This window comes from Burkholderia sp. AU38729 (assembly GCF_020419725.1).
Classification (GTDB): Bacteria; Pseudomonadota; Gammaproteobacteria; order Burkholderiales; family Burkholderiaceae; genus Burkholderia.
The window spans coordinates 755,992-771,552 of sequence record NZ_JAIZQO010000001.1; the positions used below are offsets into that span (position 1 = coordinate 755,992).

The 15,561-nt window shown below is 68.1% G+C and carries 14 protein-coding genes; 6 read left to right on the forward strand and 8 right to left on the reverse strand.

Translation table 11 applies throughout. The features are described 5' to 3' along the window. The first annotated feature begins 203 nt into the window (after window positions 1-203). From LGM56_RS03350 to LGM56_RS03370, 5 genes are all read left to right on the forward strand, one after another. Window positions 204-890: a hypothetical protein gene (locus LGM56_RS03350; protein ID WP_226202810.1), complete on the forward strand. Its 687-nt coding sequence runs from the start codon at window positions 204-206 to the stop codon at window positions 888-890. Window positions 891-1,011: 121 nt separating this feature from the next. Further along, entirely contained in the window at window positions 1,012-1,842 is an 831-nt protein-coding gene (locus tag LGM56_RS03355; protein ID WP_226202812.1) for an arylamine N-acetyltransferase family protein, read from the forward strand. Between the two features lie 91 nt (window positions 1,843-1,933). Beyond that, window positions 1,934-2,110, forward strand: a complete 177-nt coding sequence (locus LGM56_RS03360) for a ribbon-helix-helix protein, CopG family (protein ID WP_176050107.1) — start codon at window positions 1,934-1,936, stop codon at window positions 2,108-2,110. Between the two features lies 1 nt (window position 2,111). Continuing rightward, window positions 2,112-2,462, forward strand: a complete 351-nt coding sequence (locus tag LGM56_RS03365; protein WP_089496656.1) for a VOC family protein — start codon at window positions 2,112-2,114, stop codon at window positions 2,460-2,462. 7 nt (window positions 2,463-2,469) lie between these two features. Then, window positions 2,470-3,330: a class I SAM-dependent methyltransferase gene (locus tag LGM56_RS03370; RefSeq protein WP_226202813.1), complete on the forward strand. Its 861-nt coding sequence runs from the start codon at window positions 2,470-2,472 to the stop codon at window positions 3,328-3,330. A gap of 40 nt (window positions 3,331-3,370) precedes the next feature. On the opposite strand, the gene LGM56_RS03375 is transcribed toward LGM56_RS03370, so the two are convergent. The 4 genes from LGM56_RS03375 to LGM56_RS03390 form a co-directional block, all read right to left on the reverse strand. After that, window positions 3,371-8,212: an NAD-glutamate dehydrogenase gene (locus tag LGM56_RS03375; RefSeq protein ID WP_226202815.1), complete on the reverse strand. Its 4,842-nt coding sequence runs from the start codon at window positions 8,210-8,212 to the stop codon at window positions 3,371-3,373. A 192-nt stretch (window positions 8,213-8,404) separates the two neighbouring features. Then, a complete protein-coding gene (locus tag LGM56_RS03380) occupies window positions 8,405-8,593 on the reverse strand; it encodes a 4-oxalocrotonate tautomerase (protein ID WP_039344138.1) in 189 nt (62 codons plus the stop codon). A gap of 52 nt (window positions 8,594-8,645) precedes the next feature. Further along, on the reverse strand, window positions 8,646-9,422 hold the full coding sequence (locus LGM56_RS03385; protein WP_089496660.1) for a class II aldolase/adducin family protein: 777 nt from the start codon (window positions 9,420-9,422) through the stop codon (window positions 8,646-8,648). Beyond that, window positions 9,397-10,290, reverse strand: a complete 894-nt coding sequence (locus LGM56_RS03390; RefSeq protein ID WP_226202817.1) for an urea transporter — start codon at window positions 10,288-10,290, stop codon at window positions 9,397-9,399. The genes LGM56_RS03385 and LGM56_RS03390 overlap by 26 nt, the downstream gene beginning before the upstream one ends. Before the next feature lie 256 nt (window positions 10,291-10,546). Between LGM56_RS03390 and LGM56_RS03395 the strand changes: the two genes are divergently transcribed. Further along, window positions 10,547-11,113 carry a putative glycolipid-binding domain-containing protein gene (locus LGM56_RS03395; RefSeq protein ID WP_089496662.1) on the forward strand — a complete coding sequence of 189 codons (567 nt, stop codon included), beginning with the start codon at window positions 10,547-10,549 and terminating at the stop codon, window positions 11,111-11,113. Here LGM56_RS03395 and LGM56_RS03400 read toward each other — a convergent pair. The 4 genes from LGM56_RS03400 to LGM56_RS03415 are packed head-to-tail and all read right to left on the reverse strand — an operon-like array spanning window position 11,062 to window position 15,435. Then, window positions 11,062-11,985, reverse strand: a complete 924-nt coding sequence (locus LGM56_RS03400; protein ID WP_089496663.1) for an alpha/beta fold hydrolase — start codon at window positions 11,983-11,985, stop codon at window positions 11,062-11,064. The genes LGM56_RS03395 and LGM56_RS03400 overlap by 52 nt on opposite strands. A 4-nt stretch (window positions 11,986-11,989) precedes the next feature. Then, entirely contained in the window at window positions 11,990-12,895 is a 906-nt protein-coding gene (locus LGM56_RS03405) for a metal-dependent hydrolase (RefSeq protein ID WP_226202819.1), read from the reverse strand. After that, entirely contained in the window at window positions 12,892-13,824 is a 933-nt protein-coding gene (locus tag LGM56_RS03410) for an SDR family NAD(P)-dependent oxidoreductase (RefSeq protein ID WP_226202821.1), read from the reverse strand. The genes LGM56_RS03405 and LGM56_RS03410 overlap by 4 nt, the downstream gene beginning before the upstream one ends. 21 nt (window positions 13,825-13,845) lie before the next feature. Next, entirely contained in the window at window positions 13,846-15,435 is a 1,590-nt protein-coding gene (locus tag LGM56_RS03415) for a flavin-containing monooxygenase (RefSeq protein WP_226202823.1), read from the reverse strand. Window positions 15,436-15,561: the final 126 nt, after the last annotated feature.

Genomic DNA, 15,561 nt, shown 5'->3' on the forward strand with positions numbered 1-15,561 from the left:
ATTCATGCGGCTCGCGAACGAATTCCAGCCCCCGCGCGAAATCGCACGCAATCGTGGATGAATTCCCTCGACCACGTACGTGACGCGCGCAATTGCAAGCGGCCGTGCGGCGTGATTTCGTTTCGATGTGTTTCAGTCGTTGCGGCCGCGCGCGGCGCGCTTCGACAATATCGGGCTCAACCATTCGGGCACGAGGACAACACATGAAGCAGATTCGCGCGACGGGCCGGCACCTGGCCTCGGCATGCATCGCGTTCGGCATTCTCGCAAGCGCCACCGCGCACGCGCAGCTCGACCTGCAGTCGATCGGCGCATCGCTGCTCGGCGGCGGGCAGCAGCAGGCGGCGCCCGCGCAGGGCGGCGTCGCGCAATTGCTGCAGGCCTATGTTGGCGCGAACCAGCAGGTGCTGACCGGCCAGTCGTCGCTCGCGTCGGCGATGGGGCTGACCGGTGCTGCCGGGCAGGCGCAGCAAGCCGCGAGCCAGCTCGCCGGCGGCAATGCGCTGACGCCGGCCGCGCTGTCGCAGATGGGCGGCGCGCAGCAATCGGTATCGCAGGCGCTCGGCCAGGCCTTCGCGAGCGGCGGTGCGACGCACGGCCCGATCGACAAGCAGGCATTCAGCAACGGCCTCGCGTCGCTCGGGCAGGGGCTCACGCAGTACTCGCAACTGCAGTCGGGGCTCGGCAATCTCGGTTCGACGAGCGCGGCGTCGCTGTTGCAGTCGGGCCTGAATCCGCAGAACATGCAGGCTGCGTCGTATATCGCGCAAAGCGCGCCGGGCCAGTTGCAGTCGCTCGCGACGACGCTCAGCCAGGCCGTGCAGTTCGCGACGAGCCAGGGCATTTCGGTGCCGTCGGTCGCATCGTCCGCGCTGAAGCTGCTGCCGTAACGTTGCGCGGGGCCGTGCGCGATGCGGTGCCGGCATCGCGCGCGACACGAAGATGACCCCGCCCAACATGGGGATTGCGCACGATGCTATCGTGGCGTGTCCCTTTTTTCGGTGCAGGTTCATGACAGACTCGTTTGACCTCTCGCGCTATTTCTCCCGCATCGGCTACGACGGCCCGGTCGAGCCGACGCTCGACGTGCTGCGCCGGCTGCATCTGCTGCACCCGCAGGCGATTCCGTTCGAAAACCTCAATCCGCTGACCGGCGCGCGCGTCGCGCTCGACCTGCCGTCGATCGTCGACAAGGTGCTCGCGCATCGCCGCGGCGGCTACTGCTTCGAACTCAACAAGCTGTTCTACACCGCGCTCACGGCGATCGGCTTTCGCGTGACGCCGATGATCGCGCGCGTGCGCTGGATGCTGCCACCGGAAGTCGCCACCGCGCATACGCACATGCTGCTGCGCATCGATCTCGACGGCGCGGCCTGGTTCGCCGACATCGGCTTCGGCAGCGCGACGCTCACCGCGCCGCTGCGTTTCGTGCCGGACGAGCGGCAGCTGACGCCGCACGGCGCGTTCCGCGTCGTCGCCGCGCCGGTCGACGGTGAATTCGACATGCAGATCGAGACGCCCGACGGCTGGCAGACCACCTATCGCTTCCAGCCGAAGCGGGTCGAGTGGATCGATTACGACGCCGCGAACTGGTTCACGTCGACGTATCCCGAATCGATCTTCCTGCATAACCTGATCGCCTGCCGCGTGCTGCCCGACGGCCGTGCCGCGCTGCGCAACACCACGCTGACGATCCGCGACGCGGCGGGCGTCGGGCGCACCGTCACGTTCGACGATGCGGCCGCTTGGGGCGCGTGCCTGCGCGACACGATCGGCATCGACACGACGGGATTCGATCTCGACGCGCTGTTTGTGCGACTGGCGGCGCGCGCCGCCGCGTAACCCGGATTCACGACCGATCGCCAACGGCGGCCCGCACCCACGGGTCGCGCCTGCGATTGACTTTTGCTAGATTGCTAGCATACTAGCAAGCATGACCGATGAAGAAGTGAAGCAGTTCAACGTGTACCTGCCGCTCGGCCTGATCCGGCAGGTCAAGCATCGCGCCATCGAAACGGAGCAGTCGCTGTCCGCGCTGGTGGCCGACGCATTGCGCGCGTACCTGGCCGCGCCGCCGCCGGGTGCGGAGCCGTCCACCAAGGAGGAGTGACATGTCATCCGAGCGAATCGAAGCCGTGTACCTGACGACGCACAACTGGGGCAAGTCGGCGAAGTTCTTCCAGGCGCTGGGCTTCAAGCTGGAGTTCGAAACCGATCACCAATCTGGGCAGCTGCGCAGCGGCGACGGCCCCTTTCTGTTCATCGCCGAAGTGCCGCCGGGCGAGACGCCGGCCATGCAGGTCGTGCTCAAGGTGGCGGATGAGCAGGCGGTGCAGCCGCAGCCGATCGTCGACGTCGTCACGCCGTTCGAAGATACCCACTGGGGCACGCGCGACATGACCGTGCGCGATCCGGACGGCCGCGTATGGCGCCTGCAGGCGCCGGGCAAGCAGGGCGCGTGAGGCGATCATGACCGAACCCCGAGAAAGCGCCCCCGACAGCACGGCCGCGCGCGTTGCGCTGTGGCGCGCCCTGCACGTCGAACTCGACGCGCCGCCGCACGTGCTCGCCGATGAAGTCGGGCTGCAATTGCTCGCACCGGAACCCGGCTGGCAGCAGCGCGGCGACATGGATCCGCAGTTCACGCGGCCGTTCCGTGCGTCGATCGTCGCGCGGGCGCGCTTCATCGAGGATCTCGTCGTCGAACAGGCCGCGCGCGGCGTGAGCCAGTACGTGATCCTCGGCGCGGGCCTCGACAGCTTCGTGCAGCGCCGGCCGGAGATGGCGTCGCGCGTGACCGTCTTCGAAGTCGATCCGCCCGCGACGCAGGCCTGGAAGCAGCGCCGCCTGGTCGAACTCGGTTTCGGCGTGCCCGACTGGCTGCGTTTCGTACCGGTCGATTTCGAGGCGAAGCAGTCGTGGCGTGCTGCGCTGGTCGGCGCGGGCTTCGATGCCGGCAAGCCGGCGGTCGTGGTGTCCACCGGCGTCAGCATGTACCTGACGCACGAAGCGAATGCGGCCGCGTTGCGCGAAGTCGCGTCGCTCGCGCCGGGCTCGACGCTCGCGATGACGTTCCTGTTGCCGCTGGAGCAGGCGGATCCGGATGTGCGCCCCGGGCTGGAAATGGCCGCGAAGGGCGCGCGCGCCAGCGGCACGCCGTTCATCAGCTTCTTCATGCCGGCGCAGATCCAGGCGCTCGCGCGTGAGGCCGGTTTCGCAGAGGCCGCGCACGTATCGGCCGCCGAACTGACGCGCCGTTACTTCGCCGATCGCACCGACGGCCTGCGGCCGCCGAACAACGCGGAAGAGCTGCTGGTCGCGACGGTCTGAGCTGTTGCGATCATAGCAACCACAGCAACCACAGCGACCATCACGCCCGTTCGAGCACGGCCATTTCCCGCACGACCACGAGCAGCACCGCGAGGCTCGCACCGCCCGATGCGCGCAGATCCGCGAGCAGGTGCTCGTAACGCGCGAGCGCGGCTTCGCGGCGCGCGCGCCATGCGCTGACGATCGTCTCCGGCGTGGTCGAATCCGGCGATTCCGCGAGTGCGCTCGTCGCCAGCGTGCGCTTGAGGCGCGCGACTTCCGCGAGCGCGGCCGCGCGCGCCAGCATGTCCCAGTGCGTCGGCGTCGGCAGTGTTGCCGCGCGCTCGCCGATCCAGCTGTAATTGAGCAGCGTGCCGAGCGAGAAATAGACTCCCGCGACGAGTTCGAGGCTGCGGTTGCTGGTCGCGGCCACTTCGGCGATGTCGAGCAGCGCGGCCGAGATGTCGCCGCTCGCGACGCGCACCGCAAGTGCGCTGTCGACACCGGCTTCGACCAGCACGCGCTGCCGCTCGGACAATGCCTCGAGATCGTCGGCCGGCAGCAGCGACGGCAGTTGCGGCGCGAGCCGCTCCGCCGCGTCGCGGCAGCGCGCGATCAGCTCGGTGACGCCACCATCGGCCACCGCGCCGGATTGCAGGTGCCGCAGGAACCACAGCGCCGCGCGCTCCAGCAACCTTGCGACGTCGACGAACATGCGCGCCTGCACGTCGTCGGCGACGCGGTTGTCGAGCGCGTCGATATCGCGCCACACCGCATCGAGGTCGAACACGTCGCGCGCCATGATGCACGCCCGCACGATGTCGCCGGGCTTCGCGTCGGTCTCCTCCATCAGCCGGTGCACGAACGCGCAGCCGACGCGGTTCACGAGCGCGTTGGTCAGGTGCGTCGCGAGGATCTCGCGGCGCAGCGGATGGCGGCGCATCGGCTCGCTGAAGCGCTGCTGCAGCGGCTTCGGGAAGTAGTCGACGAGCATCGCGGCCACCAGCGGATCCTCGGGCACGTCGGATTCGAGCAGCGCGTCGTACAGCCACATCTTGCTGTACGCGAGCAGCACAGCGCGTTCCGGTGACGTGAGGCCGAGCTTCGCGGCCTGCCGTTCGGCGACTTCGTCATCGGTCGGCAGGAATTCGATCACGCGGTTCAGGCGGCCCGCGCGTTCGAGCCAGCGCATCAGGCGCGCTTCGGCGTCGAGCAGCTCGACCGCGTAGCGGCCGGCGATCGACAGCGCCTGCGTCTGGTAGTAGTTGTCGCGTAGCACGAGCAGCCCGACTTCGTCGGTCATCTCCGCGAGCAGCGCGTTGCGCTGCTTCTCGGTCATCTCGCCGTCGGACACGACGAGCCCGAGCAGGATCTTGATGTTGACTTCGTGATCCGAACAATCGACGCCGGCCGAGTTGTCGATCGCATCGGTGTTGATGCGGCCGCCGCGCTGCGCGAACTCGATCCGGCCGAACTGCGTGCAGCCGAGGTTGCCGCCTTCGCCGACCACCTTGCAGCGCAGGTCCGCGCCGTTCACGCGCACCGCGTCGTTCGCGCGGTCGCCGACCTGCAGGTGGGTTTCGCGCGCGGCTTTCACGTAGGTGCCGATCCCGCCGTTGTACAGCAGGTCGACCGGCGCCTGCAGGATCGCGCGGATCAGCTCGGCCGGCGGCAGCGCATGCGCGTCGATGCCGAGCGCGGCCTGCACGGCCGGCGACAGCGGGATCGTCTTCGCGGTGCGCGGGTAGACGCCGCCGCCCGACGAGATCGATGCCGGATCGTAGTCGGCCCAGCTCGAGCGTTCGAGTGCGAACATGCGCGCGCGCTCGGCGAAGCTCGTCGCGGGATCGGGGTTCGGATCGAGGAACACGTGCCGGTGATCGAACGCGGCGACCAGCCGGATATGCGGCGACAGCAGCATCCCGTTGCCGAACACGTCGCCCGACATGTCGCCGACGCCGACCACCGTGAAGTCGGTCGTCTGCGTATCGATGCCCATCTCGCGGAAGTGCCGCTTCACCGACTCCCACGCGCCGCGCGCGGTGATCGCCATCTTCTTGTGGTCGTAGCCGACCGAGCCGCCGGACGCGAATGCGTCGTCGAGCCAGAAGCCGTACTCGTGCGAGATCGCGTTCGCGTAGTCGGAGAAGGTGGCCGTGCCCTTGTCGGCGGCGACGACCAGGTACGGGTCATCCGGATCGTGACGCACGACGTCGGGCGGCGGCACGATCGCGTTGCCGACGAGGTTGTCGGTCAGGTCGAGCAGGCCGCGCAGGAAGGTCTGGTAGCACGCGATGCCTTCGCGCATCCACGCTTCGCGATCGCTCGGCGGCGGCGGATTCTTCACGACGAAGCCGCCTTTCGAGCCGACCGGCACGATCACGACGTTCTTCACCATCTGCGCCTTCATCAGCCCGAGCACTTCGGTGCGGAAATCCTCGCGGCGATCCGACCAGCGCAGGCCGCCGCGCGCGACGCGCCCGCCGCGCAGGTGCACGCCCTCGACACGCGGCGAATACACCCAGATCTCGAACATCGGCTTCGGTTCGGGCAGGCCCGGCACCTTCGCCGGATTGAACTTGAACGACAGGTACGGCTTCGGTTCGCCGTTCGCATCGGCGAGGAAGTAGTTCGTGCGCTCGGTCGCGTTGATCACGCCGAGGAACTGGCGCAGGATGCGGTCCTCGTCGAGGTTCGGCACCTGGTCGAGCGCGCCTTCGATCGCCTTCAGTAGCCGCTCGGCCTGTACGTCGCGCGTGTCGCCGGTGGCCGGATCGAACCGCAGCAGGAACAGCTCGACGAGCTGCCGCGCGATCGCCGGGTTGCCGGTCAGCGCGCGCTCGATATACGCGTCGCTGAAGGTCGAGCCGACTTGACGCAGGTACTTCGCATACGCGCGCAGGATCGTCACTTCGCGTGCGCTCAGGTGGGCGCGCAGCACGAGGCGGTTGAAGTCGTCGTTCTCGATCCGGCCGCTCCAGATCTGGTCGAACGCATCCTCGAACAGGCCCTTCACGCGCTCGATGTCGAACTCGGTATCGTCGGCGAGCTCGAGGCCGAAGTCGTGTACCCATGCATGCGCGGCGTCCTGCGTCTGGATCCGGTACGGCCGTTCCTCGTCGACGCGCACGCCGAGATGCTCGAGCATCGGCAGGCTGCGCGACAGCGCGATCGGGTCGCCCGCGCGATAGACCTTGAAGCGGAACGCACGCGCGTCGGCCTCGATCGGCCGGTACAGGTTCATCGCGAGCTGCCCCGAATCCTTCACGCGCTCGATCAGCTCGATGTCGCGCACGGCCGTGCGCGCCGGATAGTCGTCGCGATAGCCGGCCGGGAACGAATCGGCATAGCGCTGCAGCAGGCGGTTGCCTTGCTCTTCGCCGAAGGCGTCGAGCAGCGCGTCGGCGAGATCGTCCTGCCAGCGGCGCGTGACCTGCACGAGCCGCGTTTCGAGCTCGCGCGTGTCGACGTCGGGCATCGTGCCCGGTTCCGCGTGGACGACGAAATGAATGCGCGCGATCGCCGATTCCGACAGCAGCGGCGTGAACTCGACGTTCACGCCGTTGTACGCATCGACGAGCAGCTTCGCGATGCGCCGGCGCAGGTCGGTGTTGTACTTGTCGCGCGGCACGAACACGAGGCACGACACGAAGCGGTCGAAGCGGTCGCGCCGCACGAACAGGCGCGTGCGCTGATGTTCCTGCAGCCGCAGGATGCCGAGCGCGATGTCGTAGAGCTGGTCTTCGTCGGCCTGGAACAGCTCGTCGCGCGGATAGGTTTCGAGCACCGTCACGAGCGACTTGCCGAGGTGCCCCTTCGGCAGGAAGCCCGCGCGCCGCACGATGTTCGCGCACTTGCGGCGCACGATCGGGATCTCGGCGCTCGACACCATGTACGCGGTCGACGTGTAGAGCCCGATGAAGCGGCGCTCGCCCGCGACCTTGCCGTCGGGGCCGACGAGCTTCACGCCGACGTAGTCGAGATAGCCGGGCCGGTGCACGGTCGCGCGCGAATTCGCCTTGGTCAGGAAGATCGGCCAGGAGCCGGTGATGATGTCGGCGGCGGCCTGCGGCAGCGGCGTCACGTCGGGCGCGCCCGACGTGCGCAGCGATTCGCGCAGGATGCCGAAGCCGGTGCCTTCGATGCCGCGCAGCCCGAAGCCCGTGCCGTCCGATACCAGCGCGTAGTCGCGCTGGCCGAGGAACGTGAAGTGATCGGCGGCCATCCATTCGAGGAAGGCGCGTGCCTCGATGTCTTCCGCGGTCGATTCGCGCGCCTTCATTTCCTTGATCGTCGCGCGTGCGATCTCGACGATCTTCGGCCAGTCTTCCACCGACGCGCGCACGTCGCCGAGCACGTGCGCGATGTCGTTGCGCAACGTGTTGAGCAGCGCGGCATCGCCGCAGCGGTCGACTTCGAAATGGATGAACGACGCGAGCTGCGACTGGCCGTCGCCGGGCGTCGCGCCGCCCGCGTCGACGCGCTCGATGCCGCCATCGCGGCCGCGCCAGATGCGGAATACCGGGTGCAGCGCCGAATGCAGCGCGAGCCCGAGGCGGTTGACGGCCATCGACACCGAATCGACGAGGAACGGCATGTCGTCGTTGACGATCTCGATGACCGTGTGATCGGAATGCCAGCCGTGCTGTTCGAGGATCGGGTTGTACACGCGCAGCCGTTCGCTGCCGGGCACGAATTTCTGGGCGGTCTGCCAGTGCGCCATCGCGGCGCCGTAGAGATCGGCGATGCTGCGGCTTTGCAGATCGTCGGCATCGACGAAATCGTAGTAGTGACGCAGGAAGGGTTCGACGATCCGGAACGTGGCTTCGGGCAGGCGCCCGCGCGCGAACTCGACGACGTCCGAGAGCAGGTGTGCGACGACTTCCTCGTTCTTCGCTTCCATGGCGGTCTCCTCGTCGGGTGGCCATCGGCTGCTGCGTCTGTCCGGCATTATGCGCCGATTGCGTGACAAAGCGATGTGCGGGCGCACAACGAGGGGCGGCTGGAGAAGGCCGCGTGCAGCGCCCGTCGTGGGCGCTGCAGCGTGTCGATTAGTGTGGGGCATGCCGCGTCGAAGCGACGCCGCCTTTGATGCTCAGCGCTCGTCGCTCCACAGCTTCCCTGCCGTCGCCCAGTTCTCCTTCTTCACGTCGGTGAGAATGATGTCGACCGAGCCCGGTTCGCAGCCGAGTGTCTCGCACGTGACGCGCGTGATGGCTTCGACGAATGCGCGCTTCTGGTCGACGGTGCGGCCTTCGAAGAGCTGGATATTGAAAGTCGGCATGACGGAGTGCTCCGATTGGTTGGGATGAATGAGGCGTTGGGAGCCGGCGTCGTCAGTCGCGATACGTCGGATCGATCCGGTCGAGCCGGCGCAGCAGCGCCGGCCATTCCAGTTCGCCCTCGATCGCGCCGCCGTCGCGCAGCTGTTCGGCGGTTCGGTCGGCGATGGCCGGTGCGGGCAGCACGAGCGGCCCGCCGCCGGCCTGCGCGCGCACCTGGATATCGCACGCCTTGATCAGCGTGTCCATCAGCACATAGGCTTCGGCCACGGTGCGGCCGACCGTCAGCGTGCCGTGGTTGCGCAGCAGCATCGCGGATTTCGCGCCGAGGCTCGCGGTCAGCCGCGTGCCTTCGGCCGGCGAGAACGCGAGCGCCTCGTAGTCGTGGTACGCGAGGTCGCCATGAAACCGCAGCGCGTGCTGCGACGCGGGCAGCAGCCCGTCGCGCTGGATCGACACGGCGATGCCGGCCGTATTGTGCAGATGCATCACGCACACAGCATCGGCGCGTGCGGCATGCACGGCCGCGTGCAGCGCGAAGCCCGTCACGTTGACCGCATGCTCGCTGTCGCCGATCCGGTTACCGGCCAGGTCGATCTTCACGAGATTCGACGCGCGGACTTCGTCGAACGTGAGGCCGAACGGGTTGATCAGGAAGTGGCCGGGCTCGCCGGGCACGGTCGCGGAAAGGTGCGTGTAGATCAGGTCGTCCCAGCCGTTCAGCGCGACGAGCCGGTACGCGGCGGCGAGGTCGACGCGCATCCGGCGTTCGGCGTCCGAGATCGGGCCGCCGGGTTTCACGGCATCAGGACGGTGTGCGAATGACGACATCGGGTTCTCCGAAGGTGAAGCGGCGGGCGACGATCACCGTGACCCACGACGCGAGCGCGAACGGGGCCGTGAACGCCGGAATGCCGGCGCGCGTCGCGAGCCACTGGATCAGCGCGGCGAGTGCGGCGGCCGCGAGCGCCGCGCGTGGGCCGCGCGGCATCAGCGCGAGTGCGGCGAGCGCGCCGTTGAAGCCGAGCACGCCGTCGGCGAATGATGCGCCGCTGGCGCCGAGCGCGACCAGCAGCACGGTCGACACCAGCGCGCCGCCGAGCGCGAATGCGGCCGCGCGGCGCGATGCAATGGCGAGGCCGACGACGATCAGCGCGCCGGCCCATGCGCCTTGCGCGAAAGTGGTCTGCGCGATGCCCGAGAGCAGCGCGTCGGCCGCGGATGAAAACGTCAGCGCCGGGCCGGCCGTCACGCCGCCTGCCTGCTGCAATGCGACAAACGGAAACCACAGCGCGGTGACGGCGAGGCACGGGCTCGAATACGGGCACTGGCGCCAGCGTGCGAGCGGCACGCGCATCGCGTGCTGCACGAGCGCCGCGCCGATCGAGGCCAGCGGCACCAGCACGATGGCGGCAAGTTGATGGGGTGCGAACAGCACGGCGATCAGCGCGGCGAGCGCGCCGTTGAAGCCGTGCAGCCCCTGTTCGACGTCGCGGCGCTCGGCGCCCGTCAGCACCGCCGTCATGCTGGCGGCGGCCGAGCCGACCAGCGCCGCGCTCGCGAGCCGCAGGTCGGTCAGCGCCAGTGCGGCGAGCAGCAGCGCGCCGGTGAGCGCATTCGCCTGCAGCACGATCTGCCCGATGCCGCGCAGCAGGATACGCAGGTCGATCGATGGCGAAACGGGGCGGGCGGTAGGCATGATGGCGGCGGAACAGGACGAGCCGCGAGCATAGGACACAATCCCGTGCACCGGAATAGGGAATTCTGGATAGTCAGGATTTGTGGCCGATGCCCCGAAACGGTGAATCCGGAGGTCGGTTCGAGCCCGAACGCCGCGTCGTCGGCACTTTCGGCGGGGTGGCCGGTTCGGGACTCGAATCCTCGCGGTGGCCGGCACTTTCGTTGAGCGATTCGTGCGACGATGCCTCGCATCGGGAATACCGGGAGGCGGAAAGATGCGCGAAGTGCGTTGGGCGTCGCTCGAAGGCGACGGGGTCGAACATCTGACGTTCGACCGGAGCGGCGGCGGGATCGTCGTCGAAAGCGCGGTGGTCGGCCAGCGGTATGGCCGTGCGTACGGGCTCGCGTATCGCGTCGAGTGCGACGCGCACTGGCACGTGACCCATGCGGTGCTCAAGGTGATGGGCGGCGGCACGCTCGAATTGCGCGGCGACGGCGCGGGCCACTGGCGCGACGGCTCGGGCCGCGCACTGTCGGAACTCGACGGTTGCATCGACATCGACATCGCGGCGACGCCGTTCACGAATTCGCTGCCGATCGGCCGCCTCGGCCTCGCGCGCGGCGAGCGGCGGCCGATCGACGTCGCGTACATCTCGACGCCGGACCTGAAGGTCACGCCGGTCAAGCAGGCCTATGCGTGCCTCGAGCCGGGCCGGCGCTACCGCTACGAAGGAATCTTCCGCGACTTCACGGCCGAGATGGAGATCGACGACGACGGGCTCGTCGTCGATTACGAGACGCTGTTCAGACGCCTCCCGGCGCTGGCGCCCGCAGTGCGCTGAACCCGGGCCGCGACCGGGGTGAGTGCCGGCCGCTCCTGCGCGGACGCGAAGCGGTCGATCCGCGACGCGATCAGGTCGGGGTGGCGCAGCACGATCCAGTGCGTGCCGTCGATTTCCTCGCGCACGTGGTCGCCGAGCCAGCGGTCGAGGTCGACCGACATCTCGGGCGTCACGTAGCGGTCGCGCACCGGCACCAGGATCTGCACGGGCGCCTGCGCGTACCGCTCGCGCGGCTTGCGGGCCCGTGCGATGAAGTTCGCGCGGTACAGCTGCAGCCCGTTCAGCGCGTTCTTCAGTTGCACGGGATCGCGCTCCGCACGCACACGCTCGGTGAGCTGCAGCCAGCGCGGCCACAGTGCCGCGCCGCCGAGCCGCCACACCAGCGACGGCACGAGCGGCAGGTGGAAGAACGCGATGTACCACGACTTCAGGCTCTGCTTGAGCCGCATCTTCGCGCGGAACACGTGATCGAGACACGGGCCCGAGATCGACGTGTACGACGCGATCCGGCCGCGGAACGCGGGGTCGGTCACGGCCTCCCAGCACTGGATCGACCCCCAGTCGTGGCCGACGAGATGGAACGGCCGGCCGCCGCAGGTCGCGTCGGCCACCGCCTTCAGGTCGGCGGCGAGCCGCTCGAGCGAGTAGTCGGCCCGGCGGCGCGGCGCATCGGACGCGCCGGCGCCGCGCACGTCGTACGCGATCACGCGGTAGCGCTTCGCGAGCCGCGCCCGGATCGGCGCCCACACGGCCGCCGAATCCGGGTAGCCGTGTACGAGGATCAGCGGCGGGGCGCGACGCGACCCGCTCACGTAGACGGCGAGTTTCACGTCGCCGGACTGGACGGTCAGCATCTCGTGGGCGCGCGCCATGGCGTCATGCCTGCGCCACCGAGTGCAGCGGCACGCGGCGCGGGGCGGCTTGCGCGGCGTAGCGCGCGTTGGTCGCGTCGATGTTCTCGAGCAGCGTGTCGAGCTCGTGCAGGTACTGATGGTTGTCGTGGTCCCACGGGTGGAAGCCCGGGCGGAAGTAGTCGAGCCATTCGCGTGCGATGCTCGGGAACACGCCGTGCTTCGGGCTGTACAGGTACTTCACGAGGCGCCACATGCCGCCGAACTTGCCGTGCTCGCGACGGTGCGCGCGCATCAGGCGCACGTGGAAGTCGAACACGATGGCCCAGAAGAACACGGTGGTCGTCAGCATCGTGCCGGTGCGCAGCAGGTAGCTGCCGAGGCCCGGCTTCATCACGGTGCGCCACACGTCGTACGACACCGCCTTGTGCTCGGTTTCCTCCATCGCGTGCCACATCCACATCTGCTGGTAGCCTTCGACCGAACCGTCGATGCGGTGCTCGTGGCCGGACAGCAGCTGGTTCGCGAGGATCGCCGTGTAGTGCTCGAGCGCGATCGTGATCGCGAGCTGCATCGAATGCGGCAGCACTTTCTTGAACCAGCCGAGGATCGTCCACAGGCGCTTGTCGAGCTTGTGCGCGGGCAGGCCCGACGCCTGCAGCAGGTCGTTGTATTCGATGTGCTCGCGCGTGTGCATCGCTTCCTGGCCGATGAAGCCGAGCACCTGCTTCTTCAGTTCCGGATCCTCGATCTGGTCGCGGTAGTTGCGCACCGAATCCATGAAGAAGCGTTCGCCGGCCGGGAACAGCAGCGACAGCGCGTTCATGAAGTGCGTGACGGGTACGCCCTGCACGTGCCAGTCGCGTGCGCGTTCGGGGGGCAGCGCGAAACGGATGTCGCGCCGCACGGGCATCATGTTCGGGGTGGTCATGATTGTTCTCCTCCCTGGTTGCCTGCATTGTTGTAGGTGGCGTGCAGCGGTGCGGCCGCCGGCGTGCCGCGCGCGGCGCGGCGGGCCTTCGCGGCCTCGCGGCGCGTCGCCAGCACGACGAGCGCCTGGTACGCGGCGGGCAGGATGCGCGCCATCCAGTCCGCGCCCTTCGCGTCGCGGCCGATCAGCACGCGGCGCTTGTTCTTGCGCACGCCGGCGAGGATCGTGCGCGCGGCATCGTCGGCGGTCGTGATGAAGAACTTCTCGAAGCTGTCCTTGCCTTGCTGTTCGCTCTCGACGATGAAGCCGACCATGTTCTTCGCGACGCGGCTCGATTGCGCGATGTTCGTGCGGATGCCGCCCGGATGCACGCAGGTGGCCGATACGCCGCACTTCATCATGTCGAGTTCCTGGCGCAGCGATTCGGTGAAGCCGCGCACCGCGAACTTGGTCGCGTTGTAGCCGCTCATGCCCGGCTGCGCGAAGATCCCGAAGATGCTCGACGTGTTGATCACGTGGCCTTCGCCCGAGGCCTTCAGGTGCGGCAGGAACGCCTTCGTGCCGTGCACGACGCCCCAGAAGTTGATGTTCACGATCCACTCGAGATCGCTGTATTCCATTCCTTCGATCGTGCTCGACAGCGCGACGCCCGCGTTGTTGAAGATCAGGTTGACCTTGCCGTGTTCCTTCGCGGTGTCGTCGGCCCATGCGAACATCGCGTCGCGGTCGCCGACGTCCAGCACGCGCGTCGACACGCGCACGTTCGGCGCGATCGCGCGGACGATCCGTTCGGTTTCGGCGAGGCCCACGCCGTTCTTGTCGGCGAGCGATACGTGGCAGCCGGCCTGCGCGAGCTGGATCGCGAGCGCGCGGCCCATGCCCGAGCCGGCACCCGTGATCGCGGCAACCTTGTTGGCAAAATCTCTCATGTCGGTGGCTCCTTGTCTGGCTCAGGCCGCTTCGGCGGACGGGGAAGTCGAAGCGGAAGCGGCGGGCGCGGCGGCGGGCCGCGCGGTCGTGTCGTGTTGCGGCGCGCGATACGCGTGGTAGTCGGCGATCGAGAAGTGCGCGGTCGCCTGGCGGAAACGCCACGTGAAGCCGGGCCACAGCGTCGTGTTCTTGCCGGTGCGCGGATCGAGGTACCAGCTCTTGCAGCCGCCCGTCGACCAGATCGCCTTCTTGAGCTTGCCTTGCAGGTCGCTGTTGAACTGCGCCTCGACGAGCGGGCGCACCTCGATCGCGTCCGCCCGTTCGCGGCGCATCGCCTGCAGTGCACCGAGGATGTATTCGATCTGCGACTCGATCATGAACACCATCGAGTTGTGGCCGAGGCCCGTGTTCGGGCCGACGATCATGAAGAAGTTCGGGTAGCCGGGCAGCGTCGAGCCGAGATACGCGTGCGCGCCGTCGCGCCAGGCGTCGACGATGTCGAGCCCGCCGCGGCCGATGATCGCGCCGCGCGGATACGGATCGGCCACCTGGAAGCCGGTGCCGTAGATCAGGCAGTCGACTTCATGACGCTTGCCGTCGGTCGTCACGACCGCGTCGGCTTCGATGTGGTCGATGCCGGTGGTGATCACGTCGACGTTCTTGCGCGACAGCGCCGGGTAGTAGTCGTTCGAGATCAGCACGCGCTTGCAGCCGAGCGTGTAGTTCGGCGTGACGGTCTTGCGCAGCTCCGGATCGGGAATCTGCTTGCGGATGTGGCGCAGCGCGAGCTTCTGCACGTTCTTCATCAGCGACGGATGGATCGCGAAGCCGAGCACGCGCGATTCGAGCATCCAGTAGATGCCGTTGCGCACAGCCTTCTGCGTGAACGGCAGCGTGCGGAACAGCCACTTCTCGAACCCGGTCAGGTTGCGATCGGGCTTCGGCATGATCCACGGCGGCGTGCGCTGGAACAGCGCGAGCGCCTTCACGCGCGGCGCGATCTGCGGCACGAACTGGATCGCGCTCGCACCGGTGCCGATCACCGCGACGCGCTTGCCTTCGAGCGGATAGTCGTGATCCCACTGCTGAGAGTGGAACGCGCGGCCCTTGAAGGTCTCGACGCCGGGAATCGCCGGCAGCGCGGCGCGCGACAGGCCGCCCATCCCCGACACCAGCACGCGCGCGGACAGCCGCTTGCCGTTCGCGAACGTGAGGCGCCAGCGTTGCGCGGCCTCGTCGTACTCGGCGCGCTGCAGTTCGTGGTTCAGGCGCAGGTGCGGGCCGACGCCGAAGCGCTGCACGCAGTCCTCCAGATAGGCGCGGATTTCCGGCTGCGGCGCGAACATGCGCGTCCAGCGCGGGTTCGGTGCGAACGAGAACGAATAGACGTGCGATTGCACGTCGCATGCACACCCGGGGTAATGATTGTCGCGCCACGTGCCGCCGACCGACGCGGCCTTCTCGAGGACGACGAAGTCGGTCACGCCTGTCTGACGCAGGCGGATCGCCATCCCGAGGCCGGCGAAGCCGGTGCCGATGATGGCGATGTCGATGGTTTCGTCCAGACCGTCGTGGCCGGGCGGACCGAAAGGCAACGTGCGAGCATTCATCCGGGTGTCTCCGATTTGGCTCATTTTCTAATGTTACATTGTTTGATGTAACGATAGTGGGTGAACCCGGAAACCGCAAGAGGCTAGAAGCGGCGCTCTAAGGGCCGGAAGCCAGACGGGAAAAGG

Coding starts and splice junctions, on each gene's coding strand:
- LGM56_RS03400 (WP_089496663.1), bottom strand. CDS start 11,985: ATGGCGCGCGCCCACGAGATGCTGACCGTCCAGTCCGGCGACGTGAAA.
- LGM56_RS03390 (WP_226202817.1), bottom strand. CDS start 10,290: ATGCCTACCGCCCGCCCCGTTTCGCCATCGATCGACCTGCGTATCCTG.
- LGM56_RS03375 (WP_226202815.1), bottom strand. CDS start 8,212: ATGGAAGCGAAGAACGAGGAAGTCGTCGCACACCTGCTCTCGGACGTC.
- LGM56_RS03350 (WP_226202810.1), top strand. CDS start 204: ATGAAGCAGATTCGCGCGACGGGCCGGCACCTGGCCTCGGCATGCATC.
- LGM56_RS03395 (WP_089496662.1), top strand. CDS start 10,547: ATGCGCGAAGTGCGTTGGGCGTCGCTCGAAGGCGACGGGGTCGAACAT.
- LGM56_RS03370 (WP_226202813.1), top strand. CDS start 2,470: ATGACCGAACCCCGAGAAAGCGCCCCCGACAGCACGGCCGCGCGCGTT.
- LGM56_RS03380 (WP_039344138.1), bottom strand. CDS start 8,593: ATGCCGACTTTCAATATCCAGCTCTTCGAAGGCCGCACCGTCGACCAG.
- LGM56_RS03410 (WP_226202821.1), bottom strand. CDS start 13,824: ATGAGAGATTTTGCCAACAAGGTTGCCGCGATCACGGGTGCCGGCTCG.
- LGM56_RS03415 (WP_226202823.1), bottom strand. CDS start 15,435: ATGAATGCTCGCACGTTGCCTTTCGGTCCGCCCGGCCACGACGGTCTG.
- LGM56_RS03365 (WP_089496656.1), top strand. CDS start 2,112: ATGTCATCCGAGCGAATCGAAGCCGTGTACCTGACGACGCACAACTGG.
- LGM56_RS03360 (WP_176050107.1), top strand. CDS start 1,934: ATGACCGATGAAGAAGTGAAGCAGTTCAACGTGTACCTGCCGCTCGGC.
- LGM56_RS03405 (WP_226202819.1), bottom strand. CDS start 12,895: ATGACCACCCCGAACATGATGCCCGTGCGGCGCGACATCCGTTTCGCG.
- LGM56_RS03385 (WP_089496660.1), bottom strand. CDS start 9,422: ATGTCGTCATTCGCACACCGTCCTGATGCCGTGAAACCCGGCGGCCCG.
- LGM56_RS03355 (WP_226202812.1), top strand. CDS start 1,012: ATGACAGACTCGTTTGACCTCTCGCGCTATTTCTCCCGCATCGGCTAC.